This is a genomic window from Brevibacterium sp. OS20, assembly GCF_056837565.1.
The window spans coordinates 4,047,373-4,064,050 of record NZ_CM166367.1; the positions used below are offsets into that span (position 1 = coordinate 4,047,373).

Sequence of the window (16,678 nt, forward strand, 5' to 3'; positions counted from 1 at the left end):
ATGTATCGAAGCATTTGTACAAAGTAGAAGGCATCTCTACACCCCGTTCGTCACTGCGGCATGTTGACGAATCGGGACTTCGCGCCCTGGAACGCCACGGGGATGTCCATCGTCGGACCGGCACGGTGCTTGGCGACGATGATGTCGGCCTCACCGGCGCGTTCGTGTTCCTTGTCGTACATGTCCTCACGGTGGATGAGGAGGACCATATCCGCGTCCTGCTCGATCGAACCGGACTCACGCAGATCCGAGATCATCGGCCGCTTGTCCGTGCGCTGCTCGCTGCCTCGGTTGAGCTGAGACAGTGCGATGACCGGCACCTCGAGCTCCTTGGCCAGCAGCTTGAGCGAACGGGAGAACTCCGAGACCTCCTGCTGACGGGACTCGACGCGCTTGCCCGAGGACATCAGCTGCAGGTAGTCGACGCAGACCATCTGCAGATTGTGCTGCTGCTTGAGCCGGCGGCACTTCGCGCGGATCTCGGTCAGCGCCATGTTCGGCGAATCGTCGACGAACAGCGGCGCATTGTTGATCCGGGCCTCGGTCGCGGCCAGCGTCGTCCAGTCGTGCGGACTGAGCTCGCCGCGGCGCAGGTTCTGCAGCGGAATCTCCGACTCGGCCGAGAGCAGACGCATGACGAGTTCGTTCTTGCCCATCTCGAGCGAGAAGAACACAGCGGCCGCATCATTGTGGATCGCAGCCGAACGGATGAAGTCGAGCGCCAGAGTCGACTTGCCGACACCGGGACGCGCGGCGATGACGATCATCGTGCCCGGATGCAGACCGTTGGTGAGGTTGTCGAACTCGGTGAAACCGGTGGGCACACCCGCGGTCTGCCCATCGGTGTTGCCGTTGCGTTCGATCTCCTGGGCCACCTCGCCGAGGATGTCGGAGAGGATGACGTAATCCTCTGTCGTATGGCGTTCGGTGACCTTGTAGATCTCCGCCTGAGCGGAGTTCACGACGTCATCGGTATCGCCTTCGGCGTCGTAGCCCATCTGCACGATGCGGGTGCCGGCCTCGACGAGGCGGCGCAGCACGGCCTGTTCGCTGACGATCGCGGCATAGTAGCCGGCGTTGGCGGCGGTCGGGACCGACGAGATGAGGGTGTGCAGGTAGGCGGCACCGCCGACGCGGGCGAGGTCGCCGGTCTTCGTCAGATAGTTCGCCACCGTCACCGAGTCCGCGGGCTCGCCCCGGGAGTAGAGGTCGAGGACCGCCTCGTAGATGGTTTCGTGAGCGGGCTTGTAGAAGTCGTCGCCCTTCATCGTCTCGACGCAGTCGGCGATGGCGTCCTTCGACAGAAGCATCGCACCGAGCACGCTCTGCTCGGCTTCGACGTCCTGCGGAGGGGTCCTCAGACCGTCATAGCCCTGGTCGTTGCTCACTTCAGTTCCTCTTCCTACACAGCCGCGTCGACACGCACCCGCAGATGGTGCGCTCCAACTGTACCCGGAGACCCGAGGAGGGTCCCACCGGCCCGACCACTTCTGCCGAACCGGTGCCGACCATCCTAGGACGAGGCACTGACGCAGAAACTTCAGTCCCGCGCCCTCCCGGCTGTGGCCACGGAGTGCAGAATCGGCTTCGTCAGCTGCAGCCCACCACGGATGATGCCGATGCCGACGACCACTGTGAGCAGGATCGTGAGGAAGGTGACCGGCTTGAACACGAGCGCGGCTCCGGCCAGGGGCAGGACGAGCAGCAGCCCGAGCCCTCCGGCCAGCAGGGACACCCAGATCGCTGGGGCCATGACGGCCCGCACCAGCGCTCGGTGCAGCAGCTGAGGATCGGCGCCCGCGGCATAGAGGTCGGAGAAGGTGTCGGCACGGTCATAGATGTCGGCGACCTGGTTGATCACCGCGGACACGGCGATGAGCACGATCGCGATGCCCATGACGAGCAGCACCCCGGTGAACAGGTCGTGGAAGAGGTTGATATCGGAGGTGCCCATCGTTGCCGGGTCGTCCTCGGCGGCGTCGAGGCCGAGCTGCATCAGCGCCACTCCCGCCCCGCAGACGGCCGCGGTGAATGAGGCCATCGCGAGTCCGGACACGCGTCGCCAGAACCGTTTGGGTTCGTCGGAGACCAGGCGAGCCGCGATGAGGCGCTCCGGGGTGTCGGCCCGCCGACCGGACAGGTGAGCGAACCAGCGGACGAGGAGCCCGCCGAGGAGGTCGACGACGACCAGCCCGAGAGCGAAGAATCCGACCACCGCGCCGAGCACGATCCCCACGCCGAGACCGCCACTCTGGGTGAGCGCGTACACGACCGGCAGCAGGCAGATCACGAGCACCGTGACGATGATCTTGGCCACGGGGAGCTTCCGCTCCAGACTCTTCGTCCGCACGCCCAACGGAGAGACCGCGACCTTGCGCAGACCCAGCAGAGCCGATCCCGCGCAGACCAGGGCCAGGAAGACGACAACGACGAGGATGAGCCACGCGGGCATGAGCATGTTCGCGTACCCGATGGGCTCGCCCATGAAGTGGATGAAGCTGACCGGCAGCGCCAGTCCGAGATACCCGAGCACCCCGAGGATGATGCCGGCCAGGGCCGGGATCAGCGGTTCGGCCACGGCGAGCGCCGTGATCTGGGAGCGTCGGGCCCCGAGCAGCGACATCGTCGACAGCCTTTCGTCCTGCCGGCGTGCCGACAGGGTCGCCGAGGCCGATGCCAGGGTGGAGGCGGGGATGATCAGCAGAGCCGTAGCCAGGGCTGCGAGGGTCTTATACATGATGTCGAGGCCCTCGTCCGCGGGATCGGGGCTCGGTGGGATCTGGAAGAACATCCAGGTCCCGGCCGCCACGGTGAGGAACAGCGTGGCACACGCGAAGAACGCGGCGGCCACGAGCACAGAGCTCGCCGAGGTCAGCGATCTCCGCCCGAGGACGAGGGGAACTGCTGCGAAGGACGTGGACATCGGGTCTCCTCTCAGGCCACGGTCGCCTCGGCGGTGGCCCGGTTCTCGGGTGCCGCCTCGGCGAGGGTGCGGTTGTGGGGATCGATCTCGGTGACCCGGCGGACGAGCGGGCGGGTGACCTGCAGCCCCAGCCACACCATCGCAACCCCGGCCACGAGGACGGCGGCGACGGTTCCGATGGTGAACGGATCGCCGAGGTCGCTCACCGAAGCCATGAGCCAGGCGAGGATTCCGCCGAGGAACAGGGAGACGACGGTGACCAGCAGGATCGGCGACATCACGGCGTTGACGGTCACCCGGTGCATCATCTGCTGGGTCATTCCGGCGGCGTGGAGCTCGCGATAGGTCGTGGCCCGGTCCAGGATGTCTGCGGCCTGGTTGATCGTGGCCGAGACGATGACGAGGACGAAGGCGATGACCAGGGTGAGGATGAGGCCGGTGAAGATATCGTCGCCGAGGTGGACGTACGGACCCATGACCGCGCGGTCCTCGGCGGAGAAGTCCTCCTGACCGCTGCGCATCATCGCTGTTCCCGCCCCGCCGACGACGGCGATGAAGGTGATCATCGCCAGCCCGGCGACCCGGCGCCAGTACTGTCCGGGAGCGTCGGCGATCATTCCCGCCGCCATCACCGAGGCGGGACCGCGGGCGATTCTGCCGGCGATGCCGGCGTGGACGCGGATGCACAGGACGCCGAGGACGCTGATGAGCAGGAGGGTGATGCCGATCGTGGCGATGCTGTACATGATCGTCACCGCCATCGGCAGCTCCATCTGGGTGGAGACATAGGTCGCGATGGCCACGATGAGGATGAGCACGATGGCCGTGATGATGCGGGCCAGGGGGAATCTCCGGGGCAGCGACCGGGTGCGCACGCCCAGCGGGGAGACCTGGATCTTGCGCAGGCCGATGAGCGAGGCGATCAGGCAGACCGCCAGGAGGCCCACGATGACCGCGGCGAGCAGCCAGACCGGCATGAGCAGTGCCTGGTAGCCCAAAGGTTCGCCGACGAACGTGATGAAACTCAGCGGCCAGGCGACCAGCAGATAGCCGCCGATTCCGGCAAGGATGCCCAGCGAGGCGGGGATGAAGGGTTCGGCGACGGCGATGAGGCGGATCGTGCCGCGTTGCGCCCCGAGCAGGGACAGGGTCGAGAGTCGTTCGTCCTGACGGCGGGCGCTCAATTTCGCCGAGGCGACCCCGAGGCTCGTCGCGGGCACGATGAGGAAGACCGTGGCGAGGACGGCGAGGAGCTGGTACAGCTCGGCCACCTCGGCGTATCCGGAGACCTCGGGGCGATCGATGAATGCCCAGGCGCCGGCGGCCACGGTGAGGAAGATCGTCGCGCAGGAGAAGAAGGCGATCCCGACGAGGCGCGACGTGGTCGAAGTCAGGGACTGTTTGGACAGGAGGAGGGGAAGGATGTTCATCACTGGGCGGCTTCCTGCATTGCCGAATCGGCGACGATGCGACCGTCGGCGAGTCGGACGACACGGGAGCAGCGGGCGGCGACGTTCTCATCGTGGGTGACGACGACGAGAGTGGATCCGCGGCCGACGGTGGAGCCCAACAGCTCGGTGAGAACCTCGTTCGAGGTTCGGGAATCGAGGGCTCCGGTCGGTTCGTCGGCGAAGGTGACGACGGGCTGGGTGACCTGGGCGCGGGCGATCGCCACTCTCTGCGCCTGACCTCCGGAGAGCTGTCCGATCCGCTTGTGTCCGTGCTCGCTCAGACCGAGACGGTCGAGCCAGGCCCGGGCGTGCTGGGTGGCGTCCGAGCGGTTCATGCCTGCGAGCATGGCGGCGAGCGCAACATTGTCGACGGCGGTGAGTTCGGGCAGGAGCAGTCCCTGCTGGAAGACGAAGCCGAAGACCTCGCGGCGCAGAGCGGTGCGGCCGGATTCCTTGAGGGAGGTGATCTCGGCGGCGGCGCTGCGGTCGGTCGGCGAGAGTCGGATGCGGCCGCTGTCGGGACTGATGATGCCGGCCAGGCAGTGCAGGAGGGTGGTCTTACCGGAGCCGGAGGGTCCCATGATGGCCAGGGATTCGCCGAGGCCGATCGTGAGGTCGACTCCGGCGAGAGCATACGTCTGGTTGAAGTGCTTGGTGACGTTTCCGGCGGTGATGATGGCGGGGTGCTGGTGGACGGGCTGCTGCGCTGCGGCAGGATGCTGTGAAGAAGTCATGTCTCCATGTTTTCGCCCAACGGGCCTTGGCACTATGCAGTCAGCCTGTCAGCCGGTGCGGGATTTCCCAACCTCCGTTGACGGAAACCCCTGCGCGGTGGTCCGTGCCGGCTCCGGCGATGGATTCGGTCACCGCAGGGGTGACCGCCTCATTTCTTGAGGAACAGACGGATGACGGCACGCAGGGCGATCATCGTTCCGGCAAAGACGAAGAGAGCACCCAGCCCCTGGTACATCGTCAGGTCCGTCGAGATCTTGAGTCCGCCGTCCATTCCGAACAGGAGGATCGCGGCGATCACTGCCGTGCAGGCGAGGAGCACCGCCGTGAACTCGCTGAGCACTCCGCGCAGCCAGGAGCGTTCGGCGTCGGAGGTGAACAGCTGCGGTCGCACACTGAATCGGCCTGCAGCCATCTCCCTGCTCACCTGCTCGACACGTCCGGGCAGGCGTCGGGCGGTGAGCGCGGCAACGCCGGCGGCGCCGACGGATTTCGCGCTCATCCTCTCAGGTGAGATCACCGCCGCGGTGATCGCGGGCAGCTCCCGGCGGACAATGCTCAGCAGGGTCTGCTGCGGGTCGAGGCCGGTGACGGACTCCTCGATCGATGCCAGGGTGCGCAGCGCCGCTGCCAGGTCCCCGGGGACTCCGATTCCGTGGTCGCCGAGGACGGCGAGAAGCTGCCGGAACATCGCGCTGTCGATGCGTCCGTGTACACGCAGCACGGTGATGATGCGGCCGATGTCGCGCCGGAGCAGGTCGACGTCGACGTTCTCCTGTGCGTCGAAGGCCAGCAGGATCGCATCGGCGGCGGTCGCCGCATCGTCGACGACGACGGCGTGGAGGATGAGGGCCAAAGCGTTGCGGGATTCGTCGTCGAGGATGCCGATCGACCCGAAGTCGAGGAAGACGAGGTCGCCATCCTCGGTGATCATGATGTTTCCCGGGTGCAGGTCGGCGTGGAAGATCCCCGTCACGAGGATGGACCGGATGGTCGACAGGCACAGACTCCGAGCCGCAGCGCTCCGCTCCCTGTCGCCGAGGCGGGGGTATCCCTCGAGTGCCGCCTGTCCGAGGGTGCGCCCGGGAATGAAGTCGGTGACGAGGATCGACGCGCCGGAGAGCTCGTGTTGGACTGCGGGGACTCTCACCCCTTCTCGAGAGCCGAGGGAAGCGGCGGCCATGTCGAGGTTGCGGGCTTCGACCCGGTAGTCGAGCTCCTCGTCGAGGGATTCGACGAATCCGTGCGCCAACTCGCCGAGTCCTATCGCGCGGGCCCATTCGTAGCGTTTGAGCAGATGAGTCGACAGCCTGAGGAGGATGTCGCTGTCAACGCTCACCGCGGCCACGGCACGCGGCCTCCTGACCTTGATGGCCACCTCGGTGCCGGTTTCGAGCACCGCGCGGTGGACCTGTGCCAACGACGCGGCGGCCAGCGGAGTGGGGTCGACGGAGGCGAACGCTTCTTCCCAGTCGGCTCCGAGCTCAGCGGCGATGACGCCTTTGACTTGCGCGAAGGGCAGCCGTTCGGCATCGGCCTGCAGGGTTCCCAGTGCGGAGGTCAGTGTCGGCGGGAGGATGTCGGTGCGGGTGGAGAGGAACTGGCCGAGTTTGACGAAGGTCGTACCTGCCGAATTGAGGAAGACGACGAGCGAGGCGGCGAACCTGGTGTCATCGGGTTTGAGTCCCGAGGTCAACGACCGATGCAGGCCCGAGCTCATCGCTGCTCGGATGACGGTGAATATCCGGCCGGTCCGTCGGGTCCAGCCGCGAATCCCGATCACTGCGCCGCGGGCGCCGGGCAGCGTTCCGGTGGGCATGATGACTTCGAGGACGAACAGGACGATCGTGCTCAGTGCGAGGATCGCCAGACACATGAAACCGGCGAAGATCAGCAGCTGGACCTGGTCGAGGCTCGCATAGGAGACCTCGGGAGAGAAGATGCCGTTGAGTCGGGCCACGTGCGTGATGAAGGCGCCGCCGGATGAGAAGACGAGCATTCCGACGAGGATCGATCTGAGCAGTCCGACGTCGGGGCCGAGGAGTCGGCGCGAGAGCAGACCCAAGACGGAGCCCAGGATGACGATGGAGAGCAGCGCTGCAACTGTGAGCATCGGATCCTTTCCGGTTCTGCTCGGTCATTTCAGAGTACAGCCCGCGCGTAATCCTTGACAGAGTTTCGACACAACTTCCGCTGCGATTGTCCCCTTCACCCAGGGGCTTGGGACCGAAAGCGCTGAACCCTCAGTGGCTGAGGGCGCTTCAGCGCCTCACCCTGGCGGTCTCACCCCGGCAGGAGCACGATGACGGTGTGGATCACGAGGCCGACCAGCGCGCCGATGACGGTGCCGTTGATGCGGATGTACTGGAGGTCGCGGCCGACGTAGAGCTCGATGCGCTCGGCGGCTTCCTTCGCATCCCAGCGTTCGATGGTGTCGGAGATGACGCTGGCGATCTCAGGGCCGAAGCTTTCGGCCAGATCACCGGCGGTGGTGGCGATCCGGTCATCGATGCGGCGGGAGAATTCCGAGTCCGCCTGCAGCCGTTCGGCGAACTCGCCGATGAGCTGCCAGATGCGGGCTCGGACTTCGCCGCCTTCGTCGATGATGGCCTCGCGCAGCAGCTGTTTGAGCGAACCCCAGATCTCGAGGACGGAGTCGACGACGCCCTCCTGGCTGAGCAGGTCGTTGAAGATCTCTTCGGCCCGCTGGGACAGGGATGAGTCGGATTCGAGGTCGTCGGAGAGGTCGACGAGCCACGCATCCAGCGCCTGTCGGGCCTTGTGGTATTCGTTGTCGCGGACGTCGGCGACCCAGCCGAGCACTTCGCGCTGCAGGCGGTTGGCCAGCTGTTCGTTGACGAAATCGGGGACCCAGGACGGTGCCCGATTGTGGACGATCTCATCGATGACCTGCGGATTGTCACCCAGCCAGCTGTAGGCCTCCGCGACGATGAGGTCGACGAGTCTGTGGTGAGCCCCGTCGAGCACGATTTGACGCAGCAGCTGAGCGAGCACCGGTGTCTTCCTGGTGGCCACGAGCCGAGGAATGATGACGTTCCTGGTCAGCGCCTTGATGGAGTCGTCATCGATGCGCGCGAGCACATATTCGAGGCCCCCTGCGGCACGGTCGACGACGATATCTCGGTTGGCGGGTTTCGCCAGCCATTTTCCGGCACGATGGGAGATCTCGGCGGATCGGATCTTCGTCGACACCGCCTCGGCGTGGAGGAAGTTCGCGGCGACGAAGGCCGACAGACTCGCTCCGAGTGTGTCCTTCTTGCGCGGGATGATCGCGGTGTGCGGAATCGGCAGCCCGAGAGGGTGGCGGAACAGCGCGGTGACGGCGAACCAGTCGGCGATGGCGCCGATCATCGCGGCCTCCGAGGCGCGGGAGACGAACCCCCAGACGCCGGTGTTGTCGGTGAAGAGGTGGGTGGAGAGGAAGATGAGCGTGGCGAGGATGAGCAGCGAGAGCGCGAGCGTGCGCATCTTCTTCAGTCCGCGAGCGCGCTCTTGATCCTCCGGCGTGAGCTCGGCCGGCCCGCCGTTTCCGCTGCCGGCACCGAAGCGCGGTACGGATGGTGTCTTCTCGATCGACATCGTTACCCCCCTGCTCCACGACTTTAGCGAAACCCTGCCCCTCCACACGCATCCGCAGGCGGGTTCGCACCTGGGAATTCCGCGGAGAGCCCCGCCGCTCGGGCCGCCCCATCGCTCGCAAGCATCCCTCACCGTTACTCTTACTTCGCCGCGTTGCTCGCTATCCACCCCTTCCCTCTCATAACTCCCCGGTGCGCCGGGTGGAGATGCCACGATTCATGAGGGATGAGCCTTCGTGACAGTCGCCGAGGCGGCCCTGCCCGACCGTGGAACGTTAGGCTACGTGGATGGAGTACTTCGAGAATCGTGAACGTGCAGAATCCTTCGGCGAGGTCGCCCGGGACTACGATGAATTCCGACCGAAGTACCCGTCCGCCCTCGTCACAGCGATCATGCAAGCAGCCGCAGTCGGCACCGGCTCTCGCACGGATGCCTCACTGCCGTCCACCGGCGATCGAACCTCGGGTGCTCCGCGCATCCTCGACGTCGGTTCCGGTACCGGCATTCTCGCGTCCCAGCTCAGGTCAGCAGGCGCTGAGATACTGGCTGTCGAACCGGATGACGAGATGGCCGCAATCGCTCAAGCCAAAGGCCTCGATGTGGAAGTCTCGGCGTTCGAGAACTGGGACCCACAGGGCCGGACCTTCGACCTCGTCAGCTTCGGTCAGTCCTTCCACTGGGTCGACCCGGCGGTGGCTCTGCCGACGATTCGCACGGTGCTCCGCCCCGGTGGAATCCTGGCTCTGGCCTGGAACGATATCGAACCCATCAGTGAGCTGAAGACCCGGCTCGATGCGGTCATCGCTCGCTTTCATGCCGACGGCAGGACCGCGAGTCTCGGTTCGAGAGCGAGCCGGGGCACCGAAGCGAGCCAAGAGGCGAGGGCGGGCAGCAGTACAGCTGAGTCCACGCGGGAGCTCGAACCCGTCGAACATCCGGCGCTCACAAAACTGCAGGATGCCGGTTTCACCCCGAATGAGACCACGTTCGTCGAAGACCTCCATTATTCGAGGCACGACTGGCTGTCGATGGTCTTCACCTACTCGGCTCAGCTGACGATGGACCCGGTGAAGAGAGCGGTCATGCGCGAAGAGATGTCCGCCGAAATCCCCGACGACGGGCTCGATGCGCGGAACGAGGCACTTCTCGTCCTCGCTGGGGCCTGAATATGGGACGCTCATAGTTCAAAAGCTGCGCGCTCAATGCTGAGCAGTGCCCACCCACTGGGCCGGTCCCACACGGCACGCGTCCGCCCCGTAGAGTGAAGTCGTCTGGTCACCGCTGTCCTGCCCGGGGCCGCGCCCTCGCTGACACCGCCACCACCCGGTGGAGACGTGCACTCATCCCTTTGGGACCACCGCGGCCCTCCCGCAGATGCAGCGATCTGACCGAACCGAGACAACCCGCATCCGAGAGTCAGGAGCAGTCGTGTCAGCGACACCCGCCGAGGCCACCATCACCGAGATCACGAATCTCATCACCTTCGATACGACGAGCCGGGACACGAACCTCCCGCTCATCGACCACGTCGAAGCCCGCCTCCAGGCCGCCGGCATCGAATCACGCCGGATCCCGAACCCGGAGGGCACGAAGGCGAACCTGCTCGCAACCATCCCCGCAGCCGACGGAACGACTACAGGAGGCATCGTCCTGTCCGGGCACACCGACGTCGTCCCCGTCGACGGCCAGGACTGGTCCTCAGACCCGTTCAGCCCCGAGATCCGCGACGGAAAGTTCTATGCCCGCGGCAGCGCCGACATGAAGTCATTCATCGGCGTCATCCTCTCCCGCCTCGAAGCGCTCAAGTCCGCGAAACTCAGCGAACCCATCCACCTCGCTTTCTCCTATGACGAAGAGATCGGCTGCGTGGGCGCCATCTCCCTCGTCGAGGCCATCACCGAGGAGGGCCTGACGCCCCGCGGCTGCATCGTCGGCGAACCCTCGAGCATGCGGGCCATCCGCGGCCACAAATCGATGAACGTCTTCCGCGTCGACTTCCATGGCGTCGCCGCTCACTCCTCGCTCACCCCCGAAGGCGTCAATGCCATCGCCTATGCCTCCGAATTCGTCGCCTTCGTCCACGCCGTCGCAGCCGAGTTCCGCACCGAAGGGCCCTTCGACGAGGCCTATGTCGTGCCCTTCACCTCGGTCACAGCGAACACGTTCACCGGCGGCATCGCCGTCAACACCATCCCCGCCGAGGCGACCGTCCAGTTCGAGTTCCGATCGCTCGGTTTCGTGGACCGCGAGGCCCTCGTCGAACGCTTCCGCGCCGAAGCCGAACGCCTCGGTCGAGCCATGGCGGCCGAGAACGAGACCGCCGGTGTCGACTTCACGATCGAAGCCGAAGCTCCCGGCTGCGAGACTCCGGCCGATGCAGACATCGTCTCGCTCGCCGCGAGCTGGGGCGCCATCGCCACCGATGACAAGGTCACCTACGGCACCGAGGCGGGTCTGTTCTCCGAAGCCGGCATCCCGACCGTCGTCTGCGGTCCCGGAGACATCGCCCAGGCTCACGCACCCGACGAGTTCATCGAACTCGACCAGATCGCCGCCTGCGAGTCGTTCATCGACGCCCTCATCTCCGACCTCTCCGAGAGCTGAGCCGATCGGGTTGCGCACTACCTGAAACATCCACGCCGCCGCCTGCGCTCCCTACTTGTTCGGGCACGAGCATCCCCACTGCAAGCGGCACAACCTGCTATTGCAGGAGCGTCCCTCACCAGGAGCCGCATAACGCACCGGTCGAACGGGAGGTTATGCGGTTGCCGCGGTGAGGCACAAGCAGCACGTCACAATGCCGGGACCGCGTACGCTCGCGTCGAACACGACCACTGCTGCGTCCGCTCCGACTGCGACAACTGACCCTGCCGACCCGCCGATTCTAGACCTTCCTGCGTCCTCTGCACCCCAAAAGTAGATGTACACTGAATCAGCCGACCTTAGGTTAGGCTAAATTCGTTCATCCCCTTTCGAGACGGCCCGAACACCCGCCTCGACGAACTGACGAGAGTGAGTCAGATGTTCGTCGCGAACCTCCTCATCGCCCTGCGCGAAGGTCTCGAGGCCACCTTGGTCATCGGCATCCTCGTGGGCTACCTGGTCAAGACCGGTCGCCGAGACGTCTTGCCCAAACTCTGGCTCGGCGTCGGTCTCGCCGCGCTCATTCCCTTCGGCATCGGCGCCCTGCTGACCTGGGGGCCGAAGACCCTGACCTATCAGGCGCAGGAGATCATCGGCGGCGTGCTCTCCATCATCACCGTGGCCCTGGTGACCGGAATGATCTTCTGGATGGGCAAGCACGCACGCGCACTCAAAGGTGAACTCGAATCGTCGATGGCCGCCTCGTTGGACAAGCGCTCGTCCGGCTGGGGTCTGGTCTGGCTCGCCGTGCTCGCCGTCGGCAGGGAAGGCGCCGAATCCGCGCTGTTCATCTGGGCCACGGTCCGCTCCTCGGTGGAGAACAACGTCATCGCCACCACCGCCGGCGTCGTCACCGGTCTGCTGCTCTCACTCGTCCTCGGCTGGCTCATCTACCGCGGTTCGCGCAAGATCAATATGAAGCTCTTCTTCTCCGTCACCGGCTACTTCCTCATCCTCGTCGCCGCCGGAATCTTCGCGTACGGCATCAGCGATCTGCAGGAAGCCGGAGTCCTGCCCGGAATCATGAAACATGCGTGGGACGTCAGCCATCTGCTGCCCGAACCGACGTCGCCGATCTACTGGCTCTACGTCGTCGGCCAAGCGATCTTCCAGGTCAACGTCCAACCCACGGTGCTCCAGACCATCGGCTGGATCGTCTATATCGTCCCCGTGGCGATCATCTTCTACCGCCAGGTCCACGGGAAGAGGCCCACAGCGAAGCCGGACGGTAAGTCCGAAAGAGCACAAGGGCACGCCCCCGCCGAGGCGACCCCCACCTCGGCGACGGCCGACCCGACATAATCGGCCCCGACACTCCACCCCCTGAATCGTGCGCATCCGCGCCGCTCATCGCACCACCACGTTCAATGACCGACCCATCTCACGAGGACAACTATGAAACGCCATTCCGCTCTCATCACCCTGCCCACGGTCACTCTGCTCGCTCTGTCGCTGGCAGCATGCACCGACAATCCGCAGAACAAGAAGGACGATGCCGCTGCCTCCGGCGACACCGTCACGGTGACGATCACCGATGACACCTGCGATGTCAGCCCCGCCACTCTGCCATCGGGCAAGGTGAGCTTCTCCGTGACGAACAACGGCACGAAGCCGAACGAGTTCGAGATCCTCGCCGAGAACAAACTTCAGATCGAATCCGAGAAGGAGAACATCGGCCCGGGCACGACGACTACGGTGACCACAGCACTCGAAGAAGGCACCTACTACACGGCGTGCAAGCCGAATATGGTCGGCGATTTCGTGGGACTGGCGAAATTCGCCGTCACGAAGGGCGAAGACGTCTCCGTCGACAGCGACACCCAAGCCGCCGAGGACAAGGCGATCACGAACTACACCGGCTACGTCAAGGACCAGGTCGGTCAGCTCGTCGATGCAACGAAGGACTTCACCGATGCTTACACCTCGGGTGATACCGAGAAAGCGAAGGCCCTCTATCCGTTGGCGCGTCAGCACTATGAACGCATCGAACCGACCGCCGAGTCCTTCGGCATCAAAGAGGCCGGAGACCTCGACGGTGCGCTCGACGCCCGAGTCCAAGACCTCTCGGCCGATGCCGGAAAGAAGCCCAACGACCCCGAGGTGTTGGCCGACTGGACCGGTTGGCACCGGATCGAAGCCGATCTGTTCACGGACAAGTCCGAAGGCTATGAGTTCGAGTCCGAGGCCGAACGGAAGAAGGTCGCGGACAAACTCAACGAGGACACGAAGACCCTCTACGACCTCGTCTACGGCAAGGTCGACGGTGCCAGCGGCACGTTCGAACTCAAACTCTCCGATGTCGCCACGGGCGCATCCGCGCTGCTCGAAGAGGTCGCACTGTCGAAGATCGGCGGCGAAGAGGAGACCTTCTCGCACACCGACCTCTTTGACTTCCACGCGAATGTCGAAGGCGCAGAGGTGGCCTACGGCAATGTCGAAAAGCTCGTCGAAGCCCAGGATCCCGAGCTCGCGAAGAAGATCACAACGAACCTCGACGGTGTGAAGACGGTGCTGAAGAAGTACCAGACCGGCAAGGACGATGAGGGCAATATCCTCTACGAGGACTATTCGAAGGTTGCGGCAGTGCAGAACGACGCCGGCGAAGCTCCGCAGGACACCGACTACACCAAAGCCCAGCAGGAACTCTCAGACGCAGTCAATGCCCTGAGCGAACCCCTGTCGCAGGTCAGCGGCACCATCCTGCGCTGAAGTCTGTCGGAGTACGCGAATGAGCCATGACGAACCCACCGAGGCGGGATCCACCGAGGGCAAGGTCCGCGGGATTCCGAGGCGTCGGCTCTTTGCCCTCGGTGGGGCCGCAGGTGCTCTCGGCATCGCTGGTGTCGGGGGCGGTGCGGTCGGTTATGCCGTGCGCGGAACGCAGGAGAAGAAGCAGTCCGCCGTCCATCTCAGCTATCCCTTCCGGGCTGAGAAGCAGCAGGGCATCCTCACTCCCGCTCAGGACAATATGTACACGGTGGCCTTCGATGTCACGACCTCGGACCGCCAGGCACTCATCGGCCTCCTCGAGGATTGGACGGTGGCGGCGGAACAGATGAGCGCTGGTGACCTGGTCGGTGGCGCTCCGGACGCGAATACCGAACTGCCGCCGAAGGATTCCGGTGAGGTGTGGGGGTATCCGGCCAGCGGGCTGACGATCACCTTCGGCTTCGGTGCCACCTTGTTCGTCGATGAGTCGGGCAAGGATCGTTTCGGCCTGAAGGGCAAGATGCCGCAGGTGCTCAAGGACGGTGTGCCGAAGTTCGCGAATGAAGCCATCCATGCCTCCGAGAGCAATGGTGATCTGCTCGTCCAAGCCTGCGCGAACGATCCGCAGGTCGCCGTCCATGCGATCCGCAACCTCACTCGCATCGCTTTCGGCACTGCGAAGCTCAAGTGGGGGCAGATCGGCTACGGCCGCACCTCGTCGACGTCGACAGAGCAGGAGACGCCGCGCAACCTGTTCGGGTTCAAGGACGGGACGAACAACATCAAGAGCGAGGACGCCGACGGCGAACTCGACAAGCACCTGTGGGTACAGTCTGGTGATGATCCGGCTTCCGATGGCTGGCTGGCCGGTGGCACCTACTTCATGGCTCGCAAGATCCACATGTACTTGGAGATCTGGGACCGAGTGTCCTTGGCTGAACAGGAAGACATCATCGGCCGCGACAAACGCTATGGCGCCCCGCAGTCCGTGGCAGAACCCACCGCGGATGAAGAGTTCACCCCCATCGACTTCTCTGCGAAGAACGCGGAGGGCGCACCGGCGATCGATGCGCGGTCGCACATCGCCATCGTCGCTCCCGAACACCACAAGGGGGCGAAGATGCTGCGTCGAGGATACAACTTCACCGATGGCAATGATTCGCTCGGCCGCCTCGATGCGGGGCTGTTCTTCATCGCCTATGTGCGGGACCCGCGGACGAATTTCTACCCGATCCTCAAGACCATGGCACAGAAGGACCTGCTCACCGAGTACCTGCAGCATCAGGCCTCGGCGCTGTTCGCCATCCCGCCCGGCATCGGCACCGGCGACACGATGATCGGCCAGAAGCTCTTCACCTGACCCATCCCTTCCCATCGTCCCGCAGCGTCCGGGCGGCATCACAGCATCCCACACCGCCAGCGACATTGCGCACCGCAAGCGTCGTGTCCTCCATCTGCGACCCACGAGCATCCGTCACCGCAAGCGGCACAACCTACGACTGCAAATGCATCTGTCACCGGCAGCCGCACAACGCACAGGTGCAACGGGATGTTATGCAGCTGTCGCGAGGTTCTAGGTGCGACACGTCGTTTTGCCGCGAACCCGGACGGATACTCGACTGCCCTCCAGGGCAGACCGCAGCCCCCAACGTCGTCTGCAGCTCAGTGCCTACCGTGAGCAGGTATCAGCAGCGAGCCACCGCCGGCCGCATCCTCACAGCTCCGACAGCCGAATCCCAACCCCATGAATAACGCCGAGGCGGCACCTGAACTCAGGTGCCGCCTCGGCGGTGGTGCGGTGGGGCCGTTCAGGCCCTCACCACGTCCGAATCATCCGGACTGGGACGCCCGGACAAGGCCTTGATCAGGCCTTGCCGATGACCTCGAACTTGATCTTCGCGGTGATCTCGTCGCCGACGCGCACAACAGCGTTGTAGCTGCCGGGGGTCTTGACGTGACCGGTCAGGGCGACCTGACGGCGATCGAACTCGCGTCCGGTCGCGGTCTGCAGAGCCTCGGCCACGAGGGCGGGGGTGACGGCGCCGAAGAGGCGACCGTTCTTACCGGCCTTCATGTCGATGCGAGCCGTGGTCGACTCGAGTTCGCCCTTGACCTTGATGGCTTCGTCGTGATCAGCGATCTGCTTGGCCTGACGGGCCTTGCGCAGAGCCTCGATGTGCTTCTCAGCGCCGGCGGACCAGGCGGAAGCCCAGCCACGAGGCAGAAGCAGGTTGCGTGCGTATCCGGCACGAACCTCGACGACGTCGCCGGCGGCACCGAGGCCGTCGACTTCCTGGTTCAGAATCACTTTGCGGTTAGGCATTATTCTTTCCCTCCGATCAGCGAGCTGAGCTCGAGTAGGGCAGAAGTGCCATCTCGCGGGCGTTCTTGACGGCCTTTGCGATGACGCGCTGTTCCTGCACGGTCACACCGGTGACGCGACGTGCACGGATCTTGCCGCGGTCGGAAATGAACTTACGGAGCGTAGCGGTGTCCTTGTAGTGGATGTTCGCCGCTTCGCCCTTCTTGAGCGGATTAGCCTTCTTCTTGATAGGCTTCCGGATCTCTGGCTTTGCCATGAGTATCTCCTGTTAACGAATGTCTCGAAATGTCGTGAAGA

General features: G+C 64.7%; 13 protein-coding genes. 5 read left to right on the forward strand and 8 right to left on the reverse strand.

What is annotated here, in order from left to right; genetic code table 11:
* Positions 1-50 precede the first annotated feature (50 nt).
* The 6 genes from dnaB to ACVZTU_RS18055 form a co-directional block, all read right to left on the reverse strand.
* Complete coding sequence (gene dnaB, locus ACVZTU_RS18030) at positions 51-1,388, reverse strand: replicative DNA helicase (protein WP_039211746.1); 1,338 nt, start codon at positions 1,386-1,388, stop codon at positions 51-53.
* 152 nt (positions 1,389-1,540) lie between these two features.
* Positions 1,541-2,923, reverse strand: a complete 1,383-nt coding sequence (locus ACVZTU_RS18035) for an FtsX-like permease family protein (RefSeq protein WP_139467586.1) — start codon at positions 2,921-2,923, stop codon at positions 1,541-1,543.
* A gap of 11 nt (positions 2,924-2,934) precedes the next feature.
* A complete protein-coding gene (locus ACVZTU_RS18040) occupies positions 2,935-4,353 on the reverse strand; it encodes an FtsX-like permease family protein (protein ID WP_482401035.1) in 1,419 nt (472 codons plus the stop codon).
* On the reverse strand, positions 4,353-5,108 hold the full coding sequence (locus ACVZTU_RS18045) for an ABC transporter ATP-binding protein (protein WP_172173206.1): 756 nt from the start codon (positions 5,106-5,108) through the stop codon (positions 4,353-4,355). The genes ACVZTU_RS18040 and ACVZTU_RS18045 overlap by 1 nt, the downstream gene beginning before the upstream one ends.
* Before the next feature lie 149 nt (positions 5,109-5,257).
* Positions 5,258-7,219, reverse strand: a complete 1,962-nt coding sequence (locus ACVZTU_RS18050; protein ID WP_482401036.1) for an ABC1 kinase family protein — start codon at positions 7,217-7,219, stop codon at positions 5,258-5,260.
* A 170-nt stretch (positions 7,220-7,389) separates the two neighbouring features.
* Positions 7,390-8,706 carry a DUF445 domain-containing protein gene (locus ACVZTU_RS18055; RefSeq protein ID WP_410709306.1) on the reverse strand — a complete coding sequence of 439 codons (1,317 nt, stop codon included), beginning with the start codon at positions 8,704-8,706 and terminating at the stop codon, positions 7,390-7,392.
* 287 nt (positions 8,707-8,993) lie between these two features.
* On the opposite strand from ACVZTU_RS18055, the gene ACVZTU_RS18060 reads away from it, so the two are divergent.
* From ACVZTU_RS18060 to ACVZTU_RS18080, 5 genes are all read left to right on the forward strand, one after another.
* On the forward strand, positions 8,994-9,872 hold the full coding sequence (locus ACVZTU_RS18060; RefSeq protein ID WP_482401037.1) for a class I SAM-dependent methyltransferase: 879 nt from the start codon (positions 8,994-8,996) through the stop codon (positions 9,870-9,872).
* Positions 9,873-10,134: 262 nt separating this feature from the next.
* Positions 10,135-11,310: an acetylornithine deacetylase gene (gene argE / locus ACVZTU_RS18065; protein ID WP_482401038.1), complete on the forward strand. Its 1,176-nt coding sequence runs from the start codon at positions 10,135-10,137 to the stop codon at positions 11,308-11,310.
* A 417-nt stretch (positions 11,311-11,727) separates the two neighbouring features.
* The gene (gene efeU, locus ACVZTU_RS18070; RefSeq protein ID WP_458311343.1) at positions 11,728-12,651 is read left to right on the forward strand and encodes an iron uptake transporter permease EfeU; all 924 of its coding nucleotides are present in this window, start codon (positions 11,728-11,730) and stop codon (positions 12,649-12,651) included.
* A 93-nt stretch (positions 12,652-12,744) separates the two neighbouring features.
* Positions 12,745-14,058 carry an iron uptake system protein EfeO gene (gene efeO / locus ACVZTU_RS18075; RefSeq protein WP_458311342.1) on the forward strand — a complete coding sequence of 438 codons (1,314 nt, stop codon included), beginning with the start codon at positions 12,745-12,747 and terminating at the stop codon, positions 14,056-14,058.
* A gap of 19 nt (positions 14,059-14,077) precedes the next feature.
* Entirely contained in the window at positions 14,078-15,418 is a 1,341-nt protein-coding gene (locus ACVZTU_RS18080) for a Dyp-type peroxidase (protein WP_259358017.1), read from the forward strand.
* A gap of 504 nt (positions 15,419-15,922) precedes the next feature.
* Here ACVZTU_RS18080 and rplI read toward each other — a convergent pair.
* Entirely contained in the window at positions 15,923-16,381 is a 459-nt protein-coding gene (gene rplI, locus ACVZTU_RS18085) for a 50S ribosomal protein L9 (protein WP_062860402.1), read from the reverse strand.
* Between the two features lie 16 nt (positions 16,382-16,397).
* Positions 16,398-16,637: a 30S ribosomal protein S18 gene (gene rpsR, locus ACVZTU_RS18090; RefSeq protein WP_025779604.1), complete on the reverse strand. Its 240-nt coding sequence runs from the start codon at positions 16,635-16,637 to the stop codon at positions 16,398-16,400.
* Positions 16,638-16,678 lie beyond the last annotated feature (41 nt).